The sequence below is a fragment of the Allosphingosinicella vermicomposti genome (assembly GCF_003012815.1).
Lineage (GTDB): Bacteria > Pseudomonadota > Alphaproteobacteria > Sphingomonadales > Sphingomonadaceae > Allosphingosinicella > Allosphingosinicella vermicomposti.
The window spans coordinates 15,905-40,721 of record NZ_PXYJ01000004.1; the positions used below are offsets into that span (position 1 = coordinate 15,905).

At 63.6% G+C, this 24,817-nt stretch carries 16 protein-coding genes and 1 tRNA gene; 12 read left to right on the forward strand and 5 right to left on the reverse strand.

Annotated features, from left to right (window positions below; genetic code table 11):
* The 6 genes from C7I56_RS11280 to C7I56_RS11305 all read left to right on the forward strand — a co-directional run bounded on the left by C7I56_RS11280 (position 1) and on the right by C7I56_RS11305 (position 7,553).
* Entirely contained in the window at positions 1-387 is a 387-nt protein-coding gene (locus C7I56_RS11280) for a lysozyme inhibitor LprI family protein (protein ID WP_106640743.1), read from the forward strand.
* Positions 374-574, forward strand: coding sequence for a hypothetical protein (locus C7I56_RS11285; RefSeq protein WP_158703110.1), 201 nt, complete (start codon positions 374-376; stop codon positions 572-574). Before C7I56_RS11280 ends, C7I56_RS11285 begins: the two co-directional genes overlap by 14 nt.
* Entirely contained in the window at positions 556-2,544 is a 1,989-nt protein-coding gene (locus C7I56_RS11290; RefSeq protein ID WP_106640745.1) for an acetyl-CoA carboxylase biotin carboxylase subunit, read from the forward strand. Before C7I56_RS11285 ends, C7I56_RS11290 begins: the two co-directional genes overlap by 19 nt.
* 121 nt (positions 2,545-2,665) lie before the next feature.
* On the forward strand, positions 2,666-3,862 hold the full coding sequence (locus C7I56_RS11295) for a TCR/Tet family MFS transporter (RefSeq protein WP_245409696.1): 1,197 nt from the start codon (positions 2,666-2,668) through the stop codon (positions 3,860-3,862).
* 202 nt (positions 3,863-4,064) lie between these two features.
* On the forward strand, positions 4,065-5,411 hold the full coding sequence (locus tag C7I56_RS11300; RefSeq protein ID WP_106640747.1) for a DEAD/DEAH box helicase: 1,347 nt from the start codon (positions 4,065-4,067) through the stop codon (positions 5,409-5,411).
* 147 nt (positions 5,412-5,558) lie between these two features.
* A complete protein-coding gene (locus C7I56_RS11305) occupies positions 5,559-7,553 on the forward strand; it encodes a TonB-dependent receptor (RefSeq protein WP_106640748.1) in 1,995 nt (664 codons plus the stop codon).
* 68 nt (positions 7,554-7,621) lie between these two features.
* Here the strand turns inward: C7I56_RS11305 and C7I56_RS11310 are convergent, their stop codons facing one another.
* Both C7I56_RS11310 and C7I56_RS11315 read right to left on the reverse strand, forming a co-directional pair.
* Positions 7,622-8,107 carry a DNA-deoxyinosine glycosylase gene (locus C7I56_RS11310; RefSeq protein WP_106640749.1) on the reverse strand — a complete coding sequence of 162 codons (486 nt, stop codon included), beginning with the start codon at positions 8,105-8,107 and terminating at the stop codon, positions 7,622-7,624.
* 101 nt (positions 8,108-8,208) lie between these two features.
* Positions 8,209-8,601 carry a hypothetical protein gene (locus C7I56_RS11315; RefSeq protein WP_106640750.1) on the reverse strand — a complete coding sequence of 131 codons (393 nt, stop codon included), beginning with the start codon at positions 8,599-8,601 and terminating at the stop codon, positions 8,209-8,211.
* Positions 8,602-8,789: 188 nt separating this feature from the next.
* Here C7I56_RS11315 and glpX point away from each other — a divergent pair, with 188 nt between their 5' ends.
* From glpX to glf, 4 genes are all read left to right on the forward strand, one after another.
* Positions 8,790-9,773, forward strand: a complete 984-nt coding sequence (gene glpX, locus C7I56_RS11320; protein WP_106640751.1) for a class II fructose-bisphosphatase — start codon at positions 8,790-8,792, stop codon at positions 9,771-9,773.
* A 189-nt stretch (positions 9,774-9,962) separates the two neighbouring features.
* The gene (gene recJ / locus C7I56_RS11325; protein WP_245409697.1) at positions 9,963-11,756 is read left to right on the forward strand and encodes a single-stranded-DNA-specific exonuclease RecJ; all 1,794 of its coding nucleotides are present in this window, start codon (positions 9,963-9,965) and stop codon (positions 11,754-11,756) included.
* Positions 11,757-11,871: 115 nt separating this feature from the next.
* Positions 11,872-11,946: transfer RNA gene (locus C7I56_RS11330), tRNA-Glu, on the forward strand.
* 255 nt (positions 11,947-12,201) lie between these two features.
* The gene (glf, locus tag C7I56_RS11335) at positions 12,202-14,574 is read left to right on the forward strand and encodes a UDP-galactopyranose mutase (RefSeq protein ID WP_245409698.1); all 2,373 of its coding nucleotides are present in this window, start codon (positions 12,202-12,204) and stop codon (positions 14,572-14,574) included.
* A 137-nt stretch (positions 14,575-14,711) separates the two neighbouring features.
* Here glf and C7I56_RS11340 read toward each other — a convergent pair whose 3' ends face one another.
* The 3 genes from C7I56_RS11340 to cphA form a co-directional block, all read right to left on the reverse strand.
* Positions 14,712-16,868: a family 1 glycosylhydrolase gene (locus tag C7I56_RS11340; RefSeq protein WP_245409699.1), complete on the reverse strand. Its 2,157-nt coding sequence runs from the start codon at positions 16,866-16,868 to the stop codon at positions 14,712-14,714.
* Between the two features lie 61 nt (positions 16,869-16,929).
* A complete protein-coding gene (locus tag C7I56_RS11345; RefSeq protein WP_199792399.1) occupies positions 16,930-17,730 on the reverse strand; it encodes a cyanophycinase in 801 nt (266 codons plus the stop codon).
* A gap of 22 nt (positions 17,731-17,752) precedes the next feature.
* A complete protein-coding gene (gene cphA, locus C7I56_RS11350; RefSeq protein WP_245409700.1) occupies positions 17,753-20,542 on the reverse strand; it encodes a cyanophycin synthetase in 2,790 nt (929 codons plus the stop codon).
* 265 nt (positions 20,543-20,807) lie between these two features.
* Between cphA and C7I56_RS11355 the strand changes: the two genes are divergently transcribed.
* Together C7I56_RS11355 and C7I56_RS11360 are read left to right on the forward strand one after the other, a co-directional pair.
* Positions 20,808-21,689 carry a glycoside hydrolase family 16 protein gene (locus tag C7I56_RS11355; protein ID WP_106640753.1) on the forward strand — a complete coding sequence of 294 codons (882 nt, stop codon included), beginning with the start codon at positions 20,808-20,810 and terminating at the stop codon, positions 21,687-21,689.
* 95 nt (positions 21,690-21,784) lie between these two features.
* Positions 21,785-24,784, forward strand: a complete 3,000-nt coding sequence (locus C7I56_RS11360) for a TonB-dependent receptor (protein WP_342587710.1) — start codon at positions 21,785-21,787, stop codon at positions 24,782-24,784.
* Positions 24,785-24,817 lie beyond the last annotated feature (33 nt).

Below are 24,817 nucleotides of genomic sequence, written 5' to 3' on the forward strand. Positions count from 1 at the left end.
ATGATGATGATCTTTCTAACCCTGGCGGCAAGCGTTGCGCAGGCCCCGGATTGCGCGAATGCGGTGACCACTCAAGAGCTCAACGAATGCGCGTCGGCCGAATATGAAAAAGCGGACCAGGCTTTGAACGCCGCGTGGCGAGAGGCTCTTGCCGTGGTCCGCAGCCAGGACAAGGACGACATTCCGCCCGGCGATACCCGCCCGAAAGGCGAGGCAAAACTGCGCGAGGCCCAGCGTGCCTGGATCACCTATCGCGACGCCCATTGCGTGGTTCAGGGCTATCAGGCGCGCGGCGGGACGGCGGAAACCCTGATCAATCTTGGCTGCCTCACATCCGCGACGGAACAGCGGACCAAGGAGCTTCAGGCGCTTTATGAGGATCGGTGAGGCGTTGGATATCGCGGGCACCAGTCATCTTGGCCGTGACGGAATCGGCTATGCGCCGCCCGCGAATTCGACGCAGGGCACCATTTATCATGATGTTTCCCCGGACGCCTTGCAGTATCTCTTCACGACCGACGTCGCCCACGAACCCGAAACCGGATTTGTCATCGCATGTTCAAAAAAATCCTGATCGCCAATCGCGGCGAAATTGCCTGCCGCGTCATTCGCACCGCGAAGAAGATGGGCATCAAGACGGTGGCGGTCTATTCCGATGCCGACGCGCGCGCGCCGCATGTGAAAATGGCGGATGAGGCGGTGCGGCTGGGGCCGCCGCCAGCGGCCGAAAGCTATCTTCTCGCCGACGCGATCATCGCGGCGTGCAAGGCAACGGGCGCCGAAGCGGTGCATCCGGGTTATGGGTTCCTGTCCGAACGCGAAAGCTTCGCGCGGGCGCTGGCCGAAGAAGGCATCGCCTTTATCGGCCCGCCGCCGAACGCGATCGCGGCGATGGGCGACAAGATCGAATCCAAGAAGCTCGCCAAGCAAGCGGGCGTCAACGTGGTGCCCGGCTATCTCGGCGAGATTGCCGACACGGACGAAGCGGTGCGGATCGCGTCGGACATCGGCTATCCGGTGATGATGAAGGCCTCGGCCGGCGGCGGCGGCAAGGGCATGCGCCTTGCCTATAGCGAACAGGACGTGCGTGAGGGCTTTGAGGCGACAAAGCGCGAAGGTCTTGCCAGCTTTGGCGACGATCGCGTCTTCATTGAGAAGTTCATCGAAAGCCCGCGCCATATCGAAATCCAGGTGCTGGGCGACCAGCATGGCAATATCGTCTACCTCGGCGAGCGCGAATGCTCCGTGCAGCGCCGCCACCAGAAGGTGGTCGAGGAAGCCCCCTCCCCCTTCGTCACGCCGGAAATGCGCAAGGCGATGGGCGAGCAGGCTGTCGCCCTGGCTCGCGCCGTCGGCTACTATAGCGCGGGCACGGTCGAGCTCATCGTGTCGGGCGCCGACACGACCGGCCAGGGCTTCTACTTCCTTGAAATGAACACCCGCCTTCAGGTCGAGCATCCGGTGACGGAGGAGGTGACCGGCCTCGATCTCGTCGAGCAGATGATCCGCGTGGCGGCGGGCGAGAAGCTCGCTTTCACGCAGGAAGATGTGAAGCTGACCGGCTGGGCGATCGAGAATCGCGTCTATGCCGAAGACCCCTATCGCGGCTTCCTGCCCTCGACCGGGCGGCTGAGCCGTTATCGCCCTTCGCCCGCCGGAAATGGCGTCCGCGTCGACGATGGCGTATTCGAGGGCGGCGAAGTCAGCATGTTCTACGATCCGATGATCGCCAAGCTCATCACTTATGGCGCGACCCGCGAGGAAGCGATCGACAAGCAGATTGCGGCGCTCGATGCGTTCGAACTTGGCGGGATCGGCCACAATGTCGATTTCCTCTCCGCGCTGATGCAGCATCCGCGCTTCCGCGAAGGGCGCCTCACCACCGGCTTCATCGCCGAGGAATATCCCGAAGGCTTCCAAGGCGCGCCCGCGAGTGCGGAATTGCGCCGCAGCCTTGCCGCGCTCGGCGCTAAGGTGGCGACCGTGGAAGCGGCGCGCGCGCGGCATATCGATGGCCAGCTCGGTGCTCCGCTTGATCCGCCATCCAACTGGGTGGCACGGATCGACGGAGAGGATTTCGAAGTTGCGGTGCTGGACGGCGACGTCACCGTTGCGGGTGCGCCCTTCCATGTCGAGGTCGACTATGCGCCCGGCCAGCGGCGCGTGGATGCGATGATCGACGGCAAGCCTTTGACCGTGCAGATCGAGCGGCAGGGCTCGTCCTGGCTCTTCACCACGCGCGGCGCCAAGCACAGGGTGCGGGTGCTCGATCCGAGGACTGCGGCGCTTGCCGGACATATGATCGAGAAGGTGCCGCCGGATCTTTCCAAATATCTCCTTTGCCCGATGCCCGGGCTGCTCACTCAGCTGCATGTATCGGAAGGCGATAAGGTGGAGGCCGGGCAGCCGCTTGCGGTCGTCGAGGCGATGAAGATGGAGAACATCCTGCGCGCCGAAAAAGCGGGCGTGGTGAAGGCGGTTGAGGCCAAGGCGGGCGATAGCCTGGCTGTCGACGCCGTGATCCTGGAATTTGAGGGCGCCTGACAGCTCACCTTCACCCCGCTAGGGCTGAGCTTGTCGAAGCCCGGAACCAGCACCTCCCGTCCTTCGACAGGCTCAGGACTAGCGGTTGTGGGTCATCAGCCACCAAGGAATGAAGGCCCATATGCCGCGTTACAACCCTGCCCTCGGCTTCATCTTCGTCACCGCGTTTCTGGATGTGATGGCGATGGGGATCGTGATACCGGTGCTGCCGGAGCTGATCCTCGAATTCACCGGATCGAACGCGCAGGCGGGCATTTATAACGGGCTTTTCGTGGCGCTGTGGGCGGCGATGCAGTTCGTCTTTTCGCCGATCATCGGGTCTTTGTCAGACCGTTACGGACGGCGGCCCGTCATCCTGATTTCGGCGGGCGGCCTCGCAGCCGACTTCGCGCTGATGGCGCTAGCGCCGAACCTTTGGTGGCTGGCCGTTGGGCGGATGCTTGGCGGGCTGACCTCGTCGAGCTTCACGACCGCGTTCGCCTATATGGCCGACATTACCGAGCCGGAGAAACGATCGCGCGCTTATGGCCTGATTGGCGCGGCGTTCAGTGGCGGTTTCGTCGCGGGGCCGATGATCGGCGGCGTGCTTGGTGAATGGGGGCCCCGCGTGCCCTTCTGGGTCGCGGCAGGGCTTGGGGGCGTCGCCTTTCTATACGGCCTTGTCGTCCTTCCGGAATCGCTGCCGAAGGACAAGCGGATGGCCTTTTCGTGGAGCCGCGCCAATCCGTTCGGGGCGCTGCGCCTGCTCCGCTCGCATCCGGAGCTGTCCGGCCTCGCGGTCGTCAATTTCATTCTCTATTTCGCGCATCACGTCTTTTCGGCGGTATTCGTGCTGTATGCGGCCTACCGTTATGGCTGGAGCACATGGGAGGTCGGCCTTGGCCTCGCACTCTGGGGCGTGCTCGACATTCTGGTCCAGGCGGTGCTCGTCGGCCCGGCGGTAAAGCGCGTCGGCGACCGCGCGGTGATGGTGTTCGGCCTGATGCTCGGCGCGGCGGGGCTCGCCATGCTTGGTTTGGCACCAACGGGCGAATGGTTCGTCGCGGGTATCTTCGTCAGCGCGCTTTGGGGATTTGCGATGCCGACGCTGCAATCGCTGATGACCCAGCGCGTGTCGGAGCAGGAACAAGGTCAGCTGCAAGGCGCCAATATGAGCGTCGGCAGCATCGCGGGCGTCGCCTCGCCGCTTTTCTTCGGCTTCGTATACGCCGGTTCGGTGACGACGCTTCCCGGCTTGTCCTTCTACCTGGCCGCGGCGATTTTGATGGCGGCGGGGCTGCTCGGCTGGCGGGTCGGCTGGGCGCATCGGGACAGATAAAAGCGGCTTTCCTTGACTTTTGCCGCGTGCGCGGCCACATGGCGGCCACGCGAAGTTACTAGAGGCAGCGTGATCGCCCTTTCCGGGCCGGCCTCCTTCGCTCTTTCCAAGGCTTCCCCTTGTCACGCGGGTCGGCACAAACCCGCCGCGTATTCGCGCGCCATTTCGGCTGCGCGAACGCCGCTTTTACGTGAGTTTATCCATGACCGAATTTTCTACTCTTGGCTTGTCCGAGCCGATCATGCAGGCGCTGGCGCTAAAGGATTATGGCCAGCCGACACCGATCCAGGCGCAGGCCATTCCCTTGGTGCTCGAAGGCCGCGACCTCCTTGGCATCGCGCAGACCGGCACCGGAAAGACGGCGGCCTTCATGCTCCCCTCGATCGACCGCCTGGTGCAATCGAACAAGCGCCCGCAGCCGCGCACCTGCCGAATGCTGGTGCTGGCGCCTACCCGTGAACTTGCCGGGCAGATCGCGGAAAATGCCAAGGCCTATAGCCGGTTCGCGCACCTTTCCGTTGCAACCGTGTTCGGCGGCACGTCGATCAACAAGAACAAGAACGACGTCGCACGCGGCGTCGATGTGCTGGTGGCCACGCCGGGGCGCTTGCTCGACCTGATCGAACAAGGCTTCCTGACGCTCCGCAATGTCGAAGTGCTGGTGCTGGACGAGGCCGATCAGATGCTCGACCTTGGCTTCATCCATGCACTGAAGGCGATCGTGAAGTTGCTGCCGTCGAAGCGCCAGACTTTGTTCTTCTCGGCCACGATGCCGAAGTCGATCAAGGAATTGGCCGACCGCTTCCTCACCGATCCGGCTGAAGTCGCGGTGACCCCGGTCGCATCCACCGCAGAGCGGGTCGAACAGTTCGCGACCTTCGTCAATCAGACGGAGAAGCAGGCGCTGCTGACCATCGCCCTTCGCGAAGGCTTTTCGACGAACAAGATGGACCGCGTGCTCGTCTTCACCCGCACCAAGCATGGCGCGGACCGCGTCGTGCGGCTGCTCGGCGGCAATGGCATCGCGGCCAATGCCATTCACGGTAACAAGAGCCAGCCGCAGCGCGAGCGCGCGCTCGGCCAGTTCCGCTCGGGCGAAGTGAAGATCCTGGTCGCGACCGACGTCGCGGCGCGCGGCATCGACATTCCGGGCGTCAGCCACGTCATCAATTTCGAGCTTCCGAATGTGCCGGAACAATATGTTCACCGCATCGGCCGCACCGCCCGCGCTGGCGCGGACGGTATGGCCATCGCTTTCTGCGCGGATGATGAGCGCGCTTATCTGAAGGGCATCGAGAAGCTCACCAAGCAGAAGGTCGAGATCGTTCCGCTGCCCGACGGCTTCCTTGCCGAATCCGATCGGATCCGGACGAGCCGGGTGATGCCTGCGCAGGCGCCGAAGGGCCATGCGGCGCGTGGTACTGGCGGCGGCGAAGACCGCGAGCGCAACCGCGTGCGGCGGCCGAAGAGCCGGAAGCCGAATTTCGGATCCAGTGGCGCGCCGAAGACCAATCGAGCAAAGCGCCGGGCGTCCGCCGGGCGGAAGTAAGCTTCATCGTCATTCCGGCGAACGCCGGGATCTCATGACGAACAGAGCCCCTCTCTTGTCCTGAGACCCCGGCTTTCGCCGGGGTGACGGATTGGAATGGCCGGGTGACCGATTGGACGGCGGCAGGAGGGGCTGTATGGGAGCCTCATGCCCCGTCCCGCGCTTCTTCTGCTCGCTCTCCTCCCCTGCCCTGCTTTCGCTCAGGACATCGTCGTCACGGGACGAGGGCTTGAAGAGAGCCCGGGCGAGCGGGCTTATGATGCCACAGTCATCAATCGCGAGCGGCTGACGCAGTCCGCGTCCGGGCGGCTCGACGACATCCTGCGCGATGTGCCGGGGGTTCAGAATTTCCGACGCTCCGACGCGCGTTCGGCCAATCCGACGAGCCAGGGGGTAACGCTTCGGGCTCTCGGCGGCAATGCATCGAGCCGGGCGCTCCTGATCCTGGACGGCGTGCCGCAGACCGATCCGTTCGGCGGATGGATCAACTGGCCCGCTTATGATCCCGAACGCCTTGGCGCGGTGCGGGTGGTGCGGGGTGGAGGCAGCGGGCTTTACGGGCCCGGCGCTCTTGCTGGCACGATCGAGATGTACAGCGCAGGGCTCGGCGACATCGAGGGCGCAAGCGGCAGGCTGTTTTACGGGAGCCGTGACAGCATCGACGCGCGCGCCGGATGGGCGGGAAGCATGGGCCAGGGCTTTGCGACCGTGTCGGCCAGCTATGGACGCGGTGACGGCTTTACCCCAATCGTTAAAGGCCAGCGGGGACCGGTGGATCGCCCTTCGCCTTATGAACAAACGAGCCTCGCGTTGCGCGGCGTCGCCCCGCTTTCCGGCGATGTCGAAATCCAGGCCAGCAGCACCTTCTTTTCCGATATTCGCGAACGCGGGACGCCGTATAGCGGCAACAGCACGACCGGCGCCGACGCCGCCTTGCGGATCGTGCGTCCGGATCGATGGTCGGCGCTCTTCTATGTTCAGACACGCGATTTCTATAACAGCTTCGCCAGCGTGAACGCCGACCGCAGCGAAGCCACGCAGGTGGCCGAGCAGGTGAGCGTGCCGTCCACCGGCCTTGGTGCGCGCTTCGACGTCGCGCCCCGGATCGGCTCCGGCGTCACATTGCGGCTCGGCGGCGACTGGCGCCGCACCTCCGGCGAAACGCGCGAGGGCTTCTTTTTCGTGGATGGCGAAGCGACGCGCGGACGCGTGGCGGGCGGGGCGACCGACACGATCGGCCTCTTCGCCGATGGTGCGTGGGACAGCGAGAACCTGACCTTGAGCCTTAGCGGTCGCCTGGACCGCTGGACGATTTCGAACGGCACCCTCACCGAGCGGGTGTTCGCGACCGGCGCGCTGCTCACCGATACCGCCTTCGCAGATCGCGACGGATGGCGGCCGACGGGACGCGCGGGCTTCGCCTATCGTCCTGCTGGCGCAGTCACCGTGCGCGGCGCGGCCTATATGGGCTGGCGGCTTCCGACCTTGAACGAGCTTTACCGGCCGTTCCGGGTAGGAGCGGAAACCACGCGCGCCAATGCCGAGCTGGCGCCCGAGCGATTGAAGGGGATCGAAGCGGGCATCGACTACAGCCCTTTGTCGAGCGCGCGGATCGGCGTCACCCTCTTCGCCAACCGCCTCGACGACCCGATCGCGAATGTGACCCTTGGCACGAACCTGCGCGAACGGCGAAATCTCGATGCGATCGAGGCGCGCGGGGTTGAATTGGACGGTTCGCTGCGGCTTGGCGCCTGGTCGCTGTCGGGCGGCTATTCCTACGTCGATGCAGAGGTTTCCGGATCGGCCGAAGCGGCGGCGATGGACGGGCTGCGGCCCGCGCAAACGCCGCGCCACTTCGCCAGCGCCACCCTTGGTTGGCGCGGCATAGGGGGCGCACATGTTTCGGTCACAGCACGTTATACCGGCGATCAATATGAGGACGATTTGGGTGAACGGATATTGCCGGACGCGCTGACGTTCGACGCAGTGGCGGGGGTGCGGTTGACGCCTGCGGTCGCGCTGGCGGTGCGGGCGGAGAATGTAACGAATGCGCGCGTCGTCGCCACCCTGTCGAGCGATGGCCTGATCGAACGCGCAACGCCGCGTACGTTATGGGTCGGCCTTCGCTTCGGAGGCAGGTAGCGACATTTCGCCATGCTTTGAGGCCCAGCGGCAATGATCGAGGGTCTGGATGCCGGCCTTTGACAAGGCTAGAGGAACGATCTGAGTGCCAGCCAGGCTTCACGCTTTCGATCGAAGGAGAGCGTGTAAGCCGGGCTGCTCGACGGAAGATCGACGAGGGTGAGGTCGAGTCCGGTGAGCGCTTTGCGTCCGATCCGTGCGGCCGTCCCTCCGTTGAAGCCGACGGCGCGCAGATCGGGAAGCGATGCAACCAGTCCGCGAAGATCGTTCGCTTCATGCGCGCGGATGGCCGCATCAAGGCTCCCTGACCGAAGCGCGGAGGCAAGGACATCCCAGAGCGCCACTCGGTCGGCGAGCAGGCTATCCAGCCGCGCCGCGTAATCCAGCGACGGAAGATCAACCTCCGTCACCTCGCCCATCAGCCGCCAGAACTGGTTTTGCGGATGGCCATAATATTGCGCCTTGGCGAGCGACTGCTCTCCCGGCAGGCTGCCGAGGATTAGGACGCGGGCCGAAGCGGCGGCGACGGGCGGAAAGCTGCTTTTGCGGGTCATGGGCTGCAAACGTGAAAAGGGCCCCACCGGATGCCCGGCGAGGCCCTTTTCATGACATGAAGGATTGCCCGACGGTATGGAGAACCGCCGATTCCTTCAGATCAGCACGCGCTTTCGGAAGCAGCCTTCTTCTCGGCTTCTGCGCCTTCGGTGAGGGCAGCGCTGGCCACCTGGCCCGAGGCATAGCCTGCCATGCCGCCGCCGACGGCGCTGTTGACGAGAGTGCCGGCAATGCCGGTCTTCTTCATGAAGCCGAGCAGGCCGCCGCCCTTTTTCTTGCAGGGCTTGGGCTTCTTGACCTTGGCAACCTTCTTCGGCTTCTGCTCCGGTTCCGGCTGCTGCTCCGCAGCGATATCCGGGCTGCTGGTTTCAGCCACGGTTTCTTCCGCCGGCGGAATATCCTGCGCATTGGCCATTCCGGCGGTGATGAGGGCGCCGGACAGAATTGCTACTTTGAGTGCGCCCGACAGGCGCTGATTCAGCATCATGGTCATAATTTGTCTCCCCCTTGGGCTATCGATTGATTTTCCAAGAAAATCTCTTCGTCGTCGACGAAACCCCGAATCCCGTCGACGAGGCCAATTCAGCATCCTTCACCTTGCTGCGGCGTTAATGGCGTCCCGCGCCTCGACAAGGCCCCCCGCCTTCCCTAATCGGCCATGAAAACAAGAGAGGAAAAATCATGACGGCTGCCAATGCGCTCGACCGGGTTCTCGTGCTGGAAATGGTGCGCGTCACGGAGGCGGCTGCGGTTGCCGCATCCAAGCTTATCGGGCGTGGCAATGAAAAAGCCGCCGATCATGCCGCGGTCGAGGCGATGCGCGAGGCTTTAAACCAGCTCGAGTTCGACGGCACCGTGGTGATCGGTGAGGGCGAACGCGACGAAGCGCCGATGCTCTATATCGGCGAGAAAGTGGGCGCCGCCCAAGGGTCCGGGCCGCGCATCGACATCGCGCTCGATCCGCTGGAAGGCACGACGATCACCGCCAAGGCGGGGCCCAACGCGCTGGCCGTCCTCGCCATTGCCGAGGAAGGCGGGCTGCTTAACGCGCCGGATGTCTATATGGACAAGATCGCGATCGGACCGGGCTATCCGGAAGGCACGATCGACCTCGCCAAGTCGCCGACCGACAATATCAAGGCGCTCGCCGCGGCGAAGGGCGTCGAGCCTGGCGACATCATTGCCTGCGTGCTCGACCGCCCGCGCCATGAAGCGATCATCTCGGAACTGCGTGCTTTAGGCTGCGGCATCGTGCTCATTCCCGATGGCGACGTCGCGGGCGTGATCGCGGTGACCAATCCCGATACGACGATCGATATCTATCTCGGCCAGGGCGGCGCGCCGGAGGGTGTGCTGGCTGCCGCCGCCCTGCGCTGCGTCGGCGGGCAATTCCAGGGCCGCCTCGTCTTCCGAAATGAGGACGAGCGCGCCCGTGCCCGGCGCTGGGGCGTCGAGGAACTGGACCGTATCTATCACCTCGAAGACCTCGCCAAGGGCGACGTGATTTTCGCGGCGACCGGCGTCACTGACGGCTCGCTGCTCGAAGGGGTGAAGCGCCGCAAGGGCTGCATCACCACCGAAAGCGTCGTGATGCGCGCCAGCACGGGCACGGTGCGCTGGGTGAAGGGCGAGCATCGCCATGAGCCAGGGCATCATTGCGATTGAGCAGCCCGCTTTAGCCCCGCCACCGCTAGCCCTGAGCTTGCCGAAGGGCGTGTGCAGGGTGCGATTCAACGGGATTCGACAGGCTCAGCCCTAGCGGGGTGGGACAGGCTTTGTGTGCGTTTCGATAACTTCCATACTTTTGCGACGAGCCGGATTCCGTTTCCGATGCGGATCGCTTAGACAGGTCGCGTGAACCGCCCACCCGCCTCATCCGAATTCGTCCACGTTTGCGGCGTGACGCGATCCATCGCCGGGCAGCCGTGGCGCTGGCGCGGGACGGGGAGCGATGCGCTCGATCAGGGCTTCGTGCCGGACGATCTCGTCGCCCAATTGCTACTTGCGCGCGGCGTCACGCGGGACGATCTGGAGCGGCATCGCGCGCCCACCATTCGCGGCTTCATGCCCGATCCGTCCATCTTCCAGGATATGGACAAGGCGGCCGAGCGCCTGGCTGACGCGGTGGAGGCCCGCGAGGCCGTGACTATTTTCGGCGATTACGATGTGGACGGGGCGACATCGGCGGCCTTGCTCATTCGCCTGCTGCGCGATCTTGGCTGCGATCCCAAAGCCTATATCCCCGACCGATTGATGGAAGGCTACGGCCCATCGGGCGAGGCGCTGGTGCGGATCGCGCAAGGGGGCGCCTCGCTGATCGTCACCGTGGACTGCGGGGCGCAGGCTTTCGACGCGCTCGCCATGGCGCGGGATGCGGGCGTCGACGTGATCGTCGTCGATCATCACAAATGCGCGACCGCGCTCCCCGTCGCCCTCGCCCTCGTCAATCCAAACCGGCTGGACGAGGCGCCGGATGCCGCCGCGCACGGCCATCTTGCGGCGGTTGGCGTTGCCTTCCTACTAGGTGCTGCCCTGGTGCGCGTGTTGCGCGGGCGTGGATATTTCACGAACCGTGAAGAACCAAGGCTCGTCGACCTGCTCGACATCGTTGCGCTCGGGACTGTGGCTGACGTCGCGCAATTGAAGGGCCTCAATCGCGCCTTCGTGACGCAGGGCCTGAAAATCATGGCCGGGCGCCGCAATGTCGGCCTCGACGCCTTGATCAACATATCGCGCCTCGACCGCGCACCGACCTGCACCGATCTCGGCTTCGCGCTCGGGCCGCGAATCAATGCCGGCGGGCGGGTGGGAAAATCCGATCTCGGCGTGCGGCTGCTCACCACGCAGGATCCCGCGGAAGCAGCGGAAATCGCCGAGGAGCTGGAACGCTACAATCAGGAGCGCCGCGCGATCGAGATGCTGGTGTGCGAAGCGGCAGAGGAAGCCGCGCGCCATCAGGGCAACCGCTCTGTCGCCCTCGTGTCCGGCCAGGGCTGGCATCCGGGCGTGATCGGCATCGTCGCCGGGCGCCTCAAGGAAAAGCTTGGCCGTCCCGCCATCGTAGTGGCGCTGGACGAACATGGTGTCGGCAAGGGATCGGGCCGTTCTATCTCCGGCGTCGACCTTGGCGCTGCGGTGCTCGCGGCGAAGGATAGCGGGCTGCTGGCGGCGGGCGGCGGCCATGCCATGGCGGCGGGCCTCACCGTCGCACGCGACCGGATCGATGCGCTTGCCGACTTTCTCGACGAACGCCTTGCCGCCGACGTGTCCCGCGCGCGCGACGACCGCGCGTTGCTGCTCGACGCAGTCCTTGCGCCGGGGGGTGTTCATCCCTCGCTCTGCGACGCACTGGAGGCGGGCGGACCCTATGGCGCGGGATGGCCGGCGCCGCGCGTCGTGGCGGGGCCGGTGCGGATCGTGAAGGCCGATATCGTGGGTCAGGGGCACCTGCGCCTGATCGTGTCGGGCGATGATGGGCGGCGCGTGAAGGCGATCGGCTTCCGCCTCGCCGAAAGCGAACTTGGCCAGACCCTCCTCGCCTGCGGTGGCGACCGGCGGCTATGGATAGCGGGCCGCATCAAGCGCGACGATTGGGGCGACCGCCCTGCGGCGGAAATTCATCTGGAAGACGCCGCCTTCGCCGATTGAGCGCGGCGGGATGACGGGGCGCCAAAGAAAAATCCCCGCAAGCGCTTGACCGCGCCGCCCGCCTCGCCTAATCGCACCCCCGCCTGCTGACGCGCCTTTCGGTCGCGTCCCGGATGGCCCCTTCGTCTAGCGGTTAGGACGCGGCCCTTTCACGGCTGAAACACGGGTTCGATTCCCGTAGGGGTCACCATTTTGATCAGGGCGAGTTTTTAGGCGCCGCCGGACGGCTTTCCTCAACTATTTGGTAGATTTTGCGCTGGCCTGCGATTGCAGACTGTCCCTGCGCGTCCCTACGTTTGTCACTAATAATGTCTGACGTAATGATGCCTGGATTCGTCGAGCGATAGAATCCATTGATCGAGATTAGTTAAGTAAATGGATTGGGAACGAGTGGTGCTTTCTCCTCGTTCATCAAATACCTCTACTCCATTGAGAAAGCCCCTGCATGCTTCAATCGCCCCTTCAGGACGCGGACGTCCTGTCGACGTCTATTGCTTCGCCTCATACGCTTCTCTGCTTTTCCCACCTGCGCTGGAATTTCGTTTTTCAGCGGCCGCAGCATCTGATGAGCCGATTTGCCCGCGAGCGTCGTGTGATTTTCTGGGAAGAGCCGGAAATTGTGGGCGACGAAGCCGTGTCGCTGCGGATCATGCCGTGCCGCCAAACGGGCGTGGTCATCGCGACGCCGATGCTTCCGGAAGGGCTTTCGGAAGAAGAGCGGGACGATAATCTAAAGGCATTGCTGAGCGGCTTTCTGAATGGCGAGGAAGGGCCCGTCATCCGCTGGTATTACACCCCGATGATGCTGCCTTTTTCGCGGCATATCGAGGCGGTGGCTACCGTCTATGACTGCATGGACGAACTCGCCAATTTCCGCTTCGCGCCGCCGCAGCTGCTCGACCTCGAGAGCGAGCTTTTCGAGGCGGCCGACCTCGTCTTCACCGGTGGATACAGCCTGTATGAGGCGAAGAAGGCGCGCCATCGCAGCGTCCACCCCTTTCCATCCAGCGTGGACCGGGCGCATTTCGCCAAGGCGCGCGAGGATGTTGTCGAGCCCGCCGATCAGGCCGCTATCAAGGGTCCGCGCCTCGGTTTTTACGGGGTGATCGACGAGCGGATGGATCTGGAGCTGCTCGCCGGCCTCGCCGATGCACGGCCCGATTGGTCGCTGGTCATGCTGGGCCCTGTCGTGAAGATCGACCCCGCCGATCTGCCGCAGCGGCCGAACATCCATTATCTGGGCGGCAAGACCTATGATGAGCTGCCAGCCTATCTGGGCGGTTGGGACGTCGCGTTGATGCCCTTTGCCATCAATGAATCGACCGAGTTCATCTCCCCGACCAAGACGCCGGAATATCTGGCGGGCGGAAGGCCGGTCGTGTCGACGCCGATCACCGACGTCATCCGTCATTATGGCGATCTCGATGCCGTCGAGATTACGGGAACGGCGGACGAATTTATCGCCGCCTGCGACCGCGCGATGGCGCGTGCCGGAAATCCTGACGCTTGGCTCGACGCGGTCGACGCGAAGCTTTCACACCTCAGTTGGGACACGACCTTCGCGCGCATGGCGGGTCTGGTCGCGGGCGTCGCGCAGCCCAAGGCGACGCAGCCTTCGATCGTCGCGACACGGCGGCACGATCATTATGACTATCTCGTCGTCGGCGCTGGCTTTGCTGGCTCGGTCCTGGCCGAGCGTCTGGCGAGCCAGCATGGTGCCAAGGTGCTGGTAATCGACAAGCGCCCGCACATTGCGGGCAACGCCTATGACCGTCCGGACGAAGCGGGCGTGCTCATCCACCAATATGGGCCGCACATCTTCCACACCAATTCGGACGATGTCTTCGCCTATCTGTCGAAGTTTACGGAATGGCGCCCCTACGAGCATAACGTGCTAGCCGAGGTACGCGGTAAGCTGGTGCCGATCCCGATCAATCGCACGACCCTGAACGCCCTGTTCGATCTCGAACTCAAAACCGACGAGGAAGCAGCCGCCTATCTCGCCTCGCGCGCCGAACCGGTGGCCGAGATCAGGACATCGGAGGATGTCGTGATTTCAGCCGTCGGACGCGAGCTCTACGAACTCTTCTTTCAGGGCTACACCCGCAAGCAATGGGGTATCGACCCGAGCGGCCTCGACAAGGCGGTGACGGCGCGCATTCCGACGCGGACCAACACGGACGACCGCTATTTCGGCGACAAGCATCAGGCGATGCCCAAGGGCGGCTTCACCGCCATGTTCGCCAACATGCTCGACCATCCGAATATCGACCTGCTGCTCGGCGCCGATTTCAAGGATATCCGCAAGGCCGTCCGCGCCGATCACATCATCTATACCGGCCCGGTCGACGAATATTTCGACTTCCGTTACGGGAAGCTCCCGTACCGGAGCTTGAAGTTCGAACATAAGGTCGTCGATCAGGAACAGTTCCAGCCGGTGGCGGTGGTGAACTATCCTAATCCCGACGTGTCCTATACCCGGATCACCGAGTATAAGCATCTGACGGGTCAGGAGAACGCAAAGACCAGCATCACCTATGAATATCCAAGCGCGGAGGGCGATCCTTATTATCCAATCCCGCGCGCGGAAAATCAGGCCTTGTTCAAGCAGTATGAGGCGCTGGCCGATGCGACGCCGGGCGTGACCTTCGTGGGCCGCCTGGCCACCTACCGCTACTACAATATGGATCAGGTCGTGGGCCAGGCGCTCGCCACCTTCCGCCGTTTGGACGAGAAGAGGACGGCCCTGCTCACGTCCCTCCCCAAGGAAGTGGAATCGGACGATCCCGATATGCTGATCGTCGAACCGGCGGAGTAAGGATCGAGGCCGGGGAGTGGAAACTCTGGCCCTTTTTGTGTACCCCCAAACCCCGTTCGTCCCGAGCGTAATCGAGGGGCGCACTTCTGGTTTTCGTTTCAGCCCCTCGACTTCGCTCGGGACGAACGAGGTCGGAACTAGGCCAGTATCTTGGGCCGCACCTGAGCCACGAAATCGTCAATCGCATGATCGACCGGGCGAAGCAGTGCGCCGCAGCGGCTGATGAGAGCGGTATTTGCCCCCTCCCCACTCGGCACCGGCGCGATCAGCGATCCGTCATAGCCTGCGCGATCGGCGATCCGCCGTGCAAATTCGTGCCAGCTCAGACTGCCCTGGTTGGTGAGATGCCACACCCCCTTCTCTCCATCGATCAGCAGATCGAGCGTCGCATGGCAAAGGTCCGGCACATAGGTCGGCGAAACCACGGTGTTCGGACAGGCGCCAACCGGCTCGCCGCGCGCGAGGCCGTTCAGGATCGCCCAAGCGAAATTATATTCGTCCCAGGGCCCGAAAAAGGCCGCGGTCCGGATCATCAATGCATCGCCGCTTATGCTCAGCACACGGCCTTCCCCATCCGCCTTGCTCAGACCGTAAACGCCTAGGGGATCGAGCGGATCATCCTCCCAGTACGGCCCCGCGCGGCCATTGAAGACGAGATCGGACGAGAAGGTGACAAACGGCACGCCGGCCTCCGCGCAAGCCTCTGCCAGACGCTGAGGCCCCAGGCTGTTCGCGGCGAAGCAGGCGTCGCGCTCGCGTTCGGCATCGGCGACGCGCACGAACCCGGCGGCATTGATGATCGCCCAGGGCCGGTGCTCGTCTTGGGCCCGACGGATCGACTGCGCATCGCAAAGGTCAAGCTCGCTGCGGCTCGTCAGGCAATTGGGAAGGCCGCGATGTTCGGCGATGCGGGAAAAGGCACGGCCGAGCGTCCCCGTCGCGCCGGTAATCAGCAGCTTGCGTCCGGGCCCGCAACCAAGTTTGCGGCCGTTCCAGGGATAGAGCCGCTCCGGGCGCCGCCACCAGCCCGGCAGATCGAGAACTGGATGGTCGAACGTCTGGCCTGTTGCAAAGGCGCGCGCGGCTGAGGCGAGGATCGTAGGGCGCGGTGTGGGCGCACGCGCGTCAAAGGCGCCGACATCGTAAACACCTTCCCTGCGGGTCAGTAGGGATCGCCAATCGACATTGCCGAACAAAGACCAAACCGTCACGGCACGGAGATCGACGCCCTCACCCCGCAACTGCCCTGCTGTGTTCCAGACTTCCACGAACCAACGCAATTGTTCGTCGCGCGTGCAGCCGTGATGCACTTCGGTGATGGCCAGCGGAATTTTGTAGCGTTGCCAGGCTTCGCGGAGGCGGTGTTCGAAGCCGGCTTTCCCGTCGAGGCGCCCGACGCGCACAGCCTCCGCATCGATATATATGTCGCGCCCATTCCCGCCCGGCTCGACATCCGGGTAGAGTTCGACCCGGTGATCCAGGAAGCGTTCGCTTGTCAGATAATGGTTGATGCCGATCAGATCGGGGCGCGCTTCCCCGGACGCGAGATCGTCCAGAAGGGTCGCCGGAACGCCGCTCTTCAGCATCCAATCATGAAATGCGTGGCCCGGGCAGACGCGTCCGCACAGCAGGTCGAAACTCAGCCAGCGCCGCTCATTTTCGTGCGCGGCCTGATAGCGAAGCGGAGCGGTGGAAAAGGTCTTGCCCAGATCCTCCGTTTGAATGAGCCGCGCGGAGGGATTGATGCTGCGGATCGCGCGCATCGCCTTCAAGACGCCATGGCATTGGAAAGCGAGCGCGCGCAGGAACGAGCCGAAATCCCGGGCGTGCGGATACCAATGATCGTAAAGCGCCGAAAAGCGAGCGGTGGTGAGCGGTTCGTTGACCGGTGTCCAATCCTCGATCCAGGGATAACGTTCGGCGACGCGCGCGGCAAAGTTCGCGAGTTTTTTCGGAAAGGCCGGGTCGAGGAGATCGGTATAATGCGGCCCCGAGCCGTGATGGCAAAGCCCGCCGATCACACGCACACCGCGCGCGCGCAGACGGCCGAGCCGCTCATCCGTCCAGGTGAAATCGAGCTGGTCCGGGTCTTCCGGCGCGATCCGTTCCCACAGGATTGGATAGCGGACGGCGGTTACGCCAAGATCGGCGATCAGATCGATATCGTCGGCGCGAAGGCTATGCCCGGTCTCGGCCAGTTCATCACGCCAGCCGTCGCCGACGCGCACGACCGAACATTCGACGCCGCCCCACAATTCCAGCTTGCCACCGGGGTGCATTAGCCCGTTCGTCACAGCCTTGCCCGTCCTCTCCGGCGGCATGAGGCGCGATGCCGCGTTCTTTGCGTAACGAACACTAACCCGGAATGGGCCTGCGCCGTTCAAGATCGAACAGGTCGCCGCTCGCCAGAACATGAACGCGCACATCGTGCATGGACAATGTGACTTCGGGCTTCGCTTCAGCAACGTTCGAATGGGTGACGCCCGATCCGTCGATCACATAAACCGCGCCATCGCCAACCACCCTAAGCTGTTCCCGCTCGACAATCGCGGCCGTATCTTCGTCGATGCCGATGCCGAGCACGCGCGGATTATGTGCGACCGCGCCCAATATGCGGCCAAATCGCCCGCGCTCTGCGAAATGCTGGTCGATGATGACGTTGCGCATGAGGCCGAGGCCGGGCGCCATGTGGAGATCGCCGATGCGGTGGGTTTCCTGGCTCGTTCCCTTGACGAGCATCGTATCGCTCATCACCGAAGCGCCTGCCGACGTTCCCGCGACAAGGCCGCCGCGTGCGTGCAGGGCCCGTACCTTCTCCTCGATCGGCGTCGCGCCGATTTGGCTAGTGATGCGCAACTGGTCACCACCGGTGAAGAACAGGCCTGCCGCATCGTCGAGGATGTCGATCTTCTGGGGCACTTCGCCACGATCTTCGACATAGAGCTCGACGAGGTCGCCGACGCCTAAATCGCGGAACGCCCGCTGATATTGGTCGAAATAGCCGCGCGGTTCGTGGCTCGCCACTGTCGCGAGGACCAGCTTGCCGCCGGCCACACGCTGCGCGATTTCCCGCAAGATCAGCCGGTCGCCGTTGGGGCTGCGGTCCTCACCGCCGCCGATGATGATGAGATCGCCTTTCCCCAAAGCGCCGGTCATATTGCTCTCCGCCATCAGCCGGTCAGACCGCGATGCTGAGGCGCGGGCGGTACGCGGCAGGGCTGCCGCCTCCAACCGTCTGGAAGTTGAGCACCTGCTTCCAGCAGCCCTCGACATCTGTGGGCGTGAGGATGACGAGATCGCCTGGCTCGGCCGAACGCAGCGCCGCGTCCGTTGCCTCCGCTTCGCCCCGGATCAGGTGGACGGAGGACGGCGAGATTCCGGCCACGACCGCGCCCTGTTTTAAAAGCGCCATCACCTGTCCCCGTGTGCGTCCGCGTGTACCCGGGTCTTCGCGGAAAAAGAGCGTGTCGAAGATTCGCGCCGAAATCCGGCCCATCTCCATAATGTCTTCGTCACGACGATCGCCGGGAATCGAGATCACGCCGATCGACCTTTTGTGGCGCGAACGCAGTCCGGAAACGGCTTCACCAAGCGCGTTTAATCCGGCCGGATTATGAGCATAGTCCATGATCACCCGGAAGCCGTGGGCATCGTGAACATTGAGCCTCCCCGGATTTTGTTCGAAGCTGGAATGGAAGGTCGCGAGCGCCGCGCGGATGGTGAGGAGCGGAACGCCATAAGCGGCACAGATCGCCGCCGCCGCGAGCGCATTGGCGATATTGAAAGTAGCAAGGCCGTGGAGCGTCGCCGGGATTTCAGCCGCCCAGATGATCGCCTCGCGCCGCCCGTCGCGATGGAGGACGATGCAGCCGCCATCGGCGCCCTGCTCCCGGACCACTGCCATGCCGCCGCGATCGATGTGGCGCTGAAGCCAGGGGGCCATGCTCCCCCCGCCCGCCAGGCTGAACCAGCAAATGCGTCCGCGTGCGCGGCGGGCCATGGCGCGGGTCATCGGATCGTCGGCATTGAGAACCGAGGTACCACGCCGGCTCACCGTTTCCACCACCAGCGACTTGAGACGCGCAAGATCCTCGATCGTCTCGATGCCCTTCAGGCCGAGATGATCGGGCGTAACGTTGAGGGCCGCGCCGATATCCGCCCGTTCATAGCCAAGGCCTTCGCGCAGGATGCCGCCGCGCGCGGTTTCGAGCACGGCCACTTCGACGGTGGGGTCGTTCAGTACCTTGCGCGCGCTCTTCGGACCCGTCGCATCGCCGGGCGCGACGAGGCAATCGTTCACATAGACGCCACTCGTCGATGTCAGGCCGACAGCCGCGCCGGTGAGGCGAAGGATGTGCTTCACCATGCGCCCGGTGGTCGACTTGCCGTTGGTGCCGGTGAGCGCGATGATCGGCACACGGCTCTGCGCCCCTTCGGGATAAAGAAGGCCGATGACTGGCTTTGCCACATCGCGGGGCACGCCTTCCGACGGTTCGATATGCATTCGGAATCCGGGTGCCGCATTCACCTCCACAATCCCGCCGCCGGTTTCGCGCACCGATCGCGTGATGTCCGGTGCCAGAAAGTCGATGCCCGCGACATCAAGGCCCAGGATCAACGCCGCGCGGCGAGCGATCTCCGCATTGTCGGGATGGATTTCATTGGTCCGGTCGACCGCCGTGCCGCCCGTGGACAGATTTGCAGTCGGTCGCAGGAATACCACCTCGCCAGGCCCCGGAACGGTATCGAGATCCTGGTTCGACCGCGCGAGAAAGTGGACGAGCGCCGCATCGGTCTTGATGCGGGTCATCACCTTTTCATGCCCTTCCCCCCGGCGGGGGTCGCAATTCACCCGTTCGATAAGCGCCGCGATGGTGCTTTGCCCGTCGCCTACAACATGAGCAGGAATGCGTTCGGCAACGGCAATCACATTTCCGCCCACAACAAGGATGCGGTGATCGCGGCCCTGAAGGTGTTGCTCGACGATAACCGACCTGCCTTTGGCCTCGGCCAGCGCAGCGGCAAAGCCCGCGCGCAGCTGATCGCTATCTCCAATGTCCGTCGTCACGCCGCGGCCGTGATTGCCGTCGAGCGGCTTAGTGACAAGCGGATAGCCGAGCCGCCGCGCCGCCTTCACAGCCTCTTCTTCGCTTTGCACGACGGCACCGCGGGGCACGGGAATACCGTTTTCGCCGAGCAGTCTTTTCGTGAAATCCTTATCGCCCGCCGCCTCAACTGCGATGAGCGAGGTGCGCCCGGTCACGCTCGCGCGCAGCCGCTGCTGATATTTACCCTGGCCAAGCTGGATCAGGCTGCCTTCGTTGAGCCGCTGAACCGGAATGTCGCGGCGTCGCGCTTCGTCGACCAACGCCTGCGTCGTCGGCCCGAGGGACGTGCGTCGCACCAGCCGCCTGAGCGCAGCCAACCGCCCGTCCAGGTCAAATGGCGTCTCGAAGGCGTGAAGGCGATCGAGCCCTTCGACGCCCTGCAAATGATCGAGCAATAAGGTGTCGAGCAACTCGATCGCGGCCCGGCCCGCCGCCAGCGCCACCCCTTCATGCTCGTAGGCGAACATGATGTTATAGACGCCCTCGCGGCCCTTCACGCCGCGCGTCTTGCCGCGCGAGAGCCGGTGCCCGGCGAGGCTTTGCAGCTCAAGCGCGACATGTTCGGCAATGTGGCCGAGCCAGGTGCCATCGCGCAGCCGCCGCACGAAGCCGCCCGGCTCCTTGTAGCAGCAGCCGTGGCGCTCCAACCCCGGAAGCAGGGCGATGAGGCGGTCGGTGAAACCCGGCAAGCGGTTCGATGGCCATTCTTCCATCCGCCCGAGATCGAGCATAATCCGCACCATCGGCATATGGCTATAATAATGAGCGCCGCGATACACGCCGGTTTCCAGCACCCGCACAGGCTGGGTCAGCCGCCGCGTTGCTGCATCACTTTCCGCGCCAAAAAACATCGGGTTCATTCCTAAGCTCTGCCGATTGGGGATCCCGGATGACGGCCAGGACGGCAGGGGGGACCTGAAGCCAGAATGCCCGGAATGAAGGCGCAGTTCCCCAACTTTACTCAGGTTAGTGAGTAAGTTGCGTCCAAGGCCACGAAAGCCCCTGAAAACCCCGAATAATAACAATTGCCTTGAATGCTGCGCTTGATTTTCAGGCCGCCATTTTCTTTTCAGACGCGTGCGTTAGGATCACCGTTCCCTGCGATCCATGACTTTGGGATGTGCCATGATCTCGACCTTGCTCGCCTTTTCCCTTGCCGCCGCCGTTCAGGCCGAGACGCTGGCCGCGTCCAACCAGAAGGCGGAGGGGCCGATGGCCATCCCCACGGGCGCGCCCTCCTTTGCTGACGAGTTCGATGGTCAGGAAATCGATCCTGCCGTGTGGCGCTACGATACCGCGCGGAACAAGGCGGGGTGGCACAATAACGAGAAGCAATATTATTCAGCCGCGCGGCCCGAAAATGCGCGGATCGAAAATGGCGCGCTCGTCATCGAAACGCGGCGCGAGCGGCTGGATCAGGCGCCGGACTTTGGCGGCCAGGATTATACCTCCGCACGGCTGATCACGCAGCAGCCGCTTGGCTACGGCTTCTATGAAATCCGCGCGAAGCTGCCCTGCGGTCGCGGCATCTGGCCCGCCATCTGGCTGTTGCCGCTCGAGGGCAAATGGCCGGATGCGGGCGAGATCGACATCATGGAAATGGTGGGCTGGGATCCAAACGTCATCCATGCAACGCTGCACAGCGGCGCGTTCAACCACCGGCTTGGCACGCAGCGCGGGGCGCAGACGCGCGTGCCGACAAGCTGCAGCGCCTTCCACGATTATCAGCTCGATTGGCAGCCGGACGCGATCACGATCGGCGTGGACGGGCAGGCCTTCATGCGGGTCCGGAACGATCAGCCCGGCGGCGCCGCGGCCTGGCCCTTCACCACGCCCTACCACCTCATCCTCAACGTCGCGGTGGGCGGCGACTGGGCGAGCCAGAAGGGTGTAGATGATCAGTCTTTTCCGCAGCTTATGACCGTCGATCATGTTCGCTACTGGAAATCGGACGCGACTCACGCCCCGTCCGTGGCTTCCGCGAAACAGGGTCCGGGAAAACCGTAACGCTCCTGTAACACAGCCTCTTGACAGCGTTCACAATCCACGCGAGTGAGCGTTCTCAACAAGCGCGGATCAGCCGCGCGATACAGGGGAGGTGCATGATGCGCAGCTTTGCGGCTCGCTCGCTTTCGCATATTATTTTCGGTGTCTCGACGCTCGCCATCGCCGCTCCGGCCATGGCGCAGGACGCTGCCGCCACCGTCGGCCAGCCCGGCGATTCCGAGATCCAGGAAACCGCGCCCGGCGCTGATGACAGCGAAGACATCGTCGTCACTGGCATCCGCGCCTCGCTGCGCGAAGCGGTGGACATCAAGCGCGACGCACAGGGCGTTGTCGACGCGATTTCCGCCGAAGATATCGGCAAATTCCCCGACACCAACCTTGCTGAATCGCTTCAGCGCATCACCGGCGTGTCGATCGACCGTTCGAACGGCGAAGGTTCGACCGTCACCGTTCGCGGCTTCGGCCCGGAATTCAACCTCGTTACTTTGAACGGCCGCCAGATGCCGACCGCATCGCTGGGCGACGGCATGAGCCCGCCGTCCTCGCGCTCGTTCGACTTCGGCAACCTTGCCTCAGAAGGCATTTCGGCGGTTGAGGTCTACAAGACCGGCCGCGCCTCCGTCGCCTCCGGCGGCATCGGCTCAACGATCAACATCCGCACGCCGCGCCCGCTCGACAATGCGGGCCTGAAGGGCAGCGTCGCGGTTAAAGGCGTGTACGACACGTCGCGCAACGAAGGTAATCCGATCACGCCGGAAATTTCCGGCATCGTCAGCAACACCTTCGCGGACGACCGTATCGGCGTTGCCATTTCGGGCTCCTACCAGCGCCGCAAGGCGAGTGTGAACAACGCGCAGATCGATTGGCTCGACGGCCGTTTCGGCGGCACGGCGCCGCTGACCAATGAAGGCGCGGTGGTCACCAATGCGCCCGGTCCGGACGACGTTTACGAAATCCCGCAAAATGCGGCCTATTCGGTTAACGACATCGACCGCGAGCGCATCAACGGTCAGGCCGTTTTCCAGGCCGAACTGATCGACTCGCTGACGGCGACCCTCGATTACACCTATTCGCGCAACCGCGTGGAATCGCGCTCCAGCTCGGTCGGCATGTGGTTCAACAACGCTGTGACCGTCAGCGAATGGACAGACGGCCCGGTTGCTGGTCCGCTTTTCTATTCGGAACTGATCGCGGGCGGGTCCGACCTCTCCTATGGCGGGTCGCTGACCGCCAACCAAACCGAAAACAAGTCGCTGGGCGCGAACCTTACCTGGGAAGCACCGGGCGGCGTCACGATGGCGCTCGACTACCACAATTCGAGCGCGGAATCGAAGCCGACCAACAAGTACGGCACGAGCACCCATATCGGCACTGCGGTCTTCAACATCCTGTCGAAATCGTTCGACACGCGGGACTATCTGCCGGTGCTGTCCTACACGACCGCGCCGGGTGTCGATGCATTGGACGCGAGCCTCGTCACGCCGACCGGCAATTCGTTCCGCAATGCTTATTTCAAGAACGATATCGACCAGATCCAGCTGAAGGGTCGCTACGATCATGAGGGCTCGTTCCTCAGCAGCATCGATTTCGGCGCGTCCTATATCGAAAGCAGCGTGCGTTCGGCTTATGGCTTCATCCAGCAGGACACCTGGGGTGGCGCCGGGCCGCCGTCCGACATTCCGGACGATATCTTCTCGGTCGTCACCCTGCCCGACAAGTTCAAGGGTATGGGCGGCGCGGGCAATCCGGACATGATCCCGGCGTTGCTGAGCTTCGATTTCGAACGCATGGTCGACCTTCTCGGTGGCCTCTACAATACGTGCGGCGGCGACGGCGATTGCCTTGCGCCCTACACCGTCGATCGCCGGATCACGGAAAAGACGCTCGCGCCTTATGTTCAGGTCAACGGCCAGTTCGACGCCTTCACGCGTCCGGCCAATGTGATCGCGGGTCTGCGTTATGAAAATACGTCGATCAAATCCTCCGCGCTCGTGCCGATCCCGAACGGGACGCGCTGGGTTGCGGACGGCGAAATCGTCCTGACCTATTCGGGTGAAAGCGACTTCACGACCTTCAAGGGCGAATATTCCCACTGGTTGCCGTCGATCGATTTCGACATCGAACCGATGGAAAATCTGAAGCTGCGCGCATCCTATAGCCACACGATCACCCGTGCGGATTATGGCAGCCTTCAGGGCGGCCTGACGATCAACCAGCAGTTCGGTCGCGAATTTGGCGGCGGCAGCCGCGGCAATCCGGGTCTGCTTCCGTACAAGTCGAAGAATATCGATCTGTCGGCGGAATATTATTACCAGCCGGACAGCTACGTTTCGGTCGGCTATTTCCACAAGAGCGTCGAGAATTTCATCGGCCAGTCGCGCGTTGATGGTCCAGCCTTCGACCTGCGCAACCCCGCCTCCGGCCCGCGTTACCGCGCGGCAGTCGCGGCGCTCGGCGCAACGGCGACGGCTGGCGAGCTTCGCGACTATATCTTCATCAACTACACCAGCACGACGCGGCCGGTTTACAACTCGGATGGCACGTTCGCTCTCAACGCGAACGGCAACATCCGTGGCGAAATCCTGTCGCAGCCGGAAGACGATCTGGTCAACTTCCAGGTTTCGACGCCGGTTAACAACGATCAGACCGCCAAACTCTATGGCTGGGAAGTCGCGCTCCAGCACACCTTCTGGGAAACCGGCTTCGGCGTCATCCTGAACTACACGAAGGTGGATGGCGACGCGACTTATGACAACACGCAGCCGGCGACCGTCACGCAATTCGCGCTGACCGGTCTCAGCGACAGCGCCAATGCCGTCGCCTTCTACGATAAGAACGGCATCCAGGCGCGTGTCGCCTACAACTGGCGCGACAAGTTCCTGGCGAGCTCGGGCCCGAACCCGCTCTACGTTCAGAGCTACGGCCAGATCGACCTGAGCGCGAGCTATGAGTTCCTTCCGGGCCTCACCGGCTTTGTCGAAGGCATCAACATTCTGGGCGATGACCGGCGCGGCCATCGTCGCTCGGAACACAATGTGGTGTTCGCGACGCAGGGCGATGCACGCTACGCAGCAGGTGTCCGCTTCAACTTCTGATCCGGACGCTGCCGCATCGGCATAAGGAAAGCC

Excerpts from the sequence above, each read along its gene's own strand:
- C7I56_RS11280 (WP_106640743.1), top strand. The coding sequence starts at position 1 with ATGATGATGATCTTTCTAACCCTGGCGGCAAGCGTTGCGCAGGCCCCG.
- C7I56_RS11285 (WP_158703110.1), top strand. The coding sequence starts at position 374 with ATGAGGATCGGTGAGGCGTTGGATATCGCGGGCACCAGTCATCTTGGC.
- C7I56_RS11290 (WP_106640745.1), top strand. The coding sequence starts at position 556 with ATGTTCAAAAAAATCCTGATCGCCAATCGCGGCGAAATTGCCTGCCGC.
- C7I56_RS11295 (WP_245409696.1), top strand. The coding sequence starts at position 2,666 with ATGCCGCGTTACAACCCTGCCCTCGGCTTCATCTTCGTCACCGCGTTT.
- C7I56_RS11300 (WP_106640747.1), top strand. The coding sequence starts at position 4,065 with ATGACCGAATTTTCTACTCTTGGCTTGTCCGAGCCGATCATGCAGGCG.
- C7I56_RS11305 (WP_106640748.1), top strand. The coding sequence starts at position 5,559 with ATGCCCCGTCCCGCGCTTCTTCTGCTCGCTCTCCTCCCCTGCCCTGCT.
- C7I56_RS11310 (WP_106640749.1), bottom strand. The coding sequence starts at position 8,107 with ATGACCCGCAAAAGCAGCTTTCCGCCCGTCGCCGCCGCTTCGGCCCGC.
- C7I56_RS11315 (WP_106640750.1), bottom strand. The coding sequence starts at position 8,601 with ATGACCATGATGCTGAATCAGCGCCTGTCGGGCGCACTCAAAGTAGCA.
- glpX (WP_106640751.1), top strand. The coding sequence starts at position 8,790 with ATGACGGCTGCCAATGCGCTCGACCGGGTTCTCGTGCTGGAAATGGTG.
- glf (WP_245409698.1), top strand. The coding sequence starts at position 12,202 with ATGCTTCAATCGCCCCTTCAGGACGCGGACGTCCTGTCGACGTCTATT.
- C7I56_RS11345 (WP_199792399.1), bottom strand. The coding sequence starts at position 17,730 with ATGACCGGCGCTTTGGGGAAAGGCGATCTCATCATCATCGGCGGCGGT.
- cphA (WP_245409700.1), bottom strand. The coding sequence starts at position 20,542 with ATGAACCCGATGTTTTTTGGCGCGGAAAGTGATGCAGCAACGCGGCGG.
- C7I56_RS11355 (WP_106640753.1), top strand. The coding sequence starts at position 20,808 with ATGATCTCGACCTTGCTCGCCTTTTCCCTTGCCGCCGCCGTTCAGGCC.
- C7I56_RS11360 (WP_342587710.1), top strand. The coding sequence starts at position 21,785 with ATGATGCGCAGCTTTGCGGCTCGCTCGCTTTCGCATATTATTTTCGGT.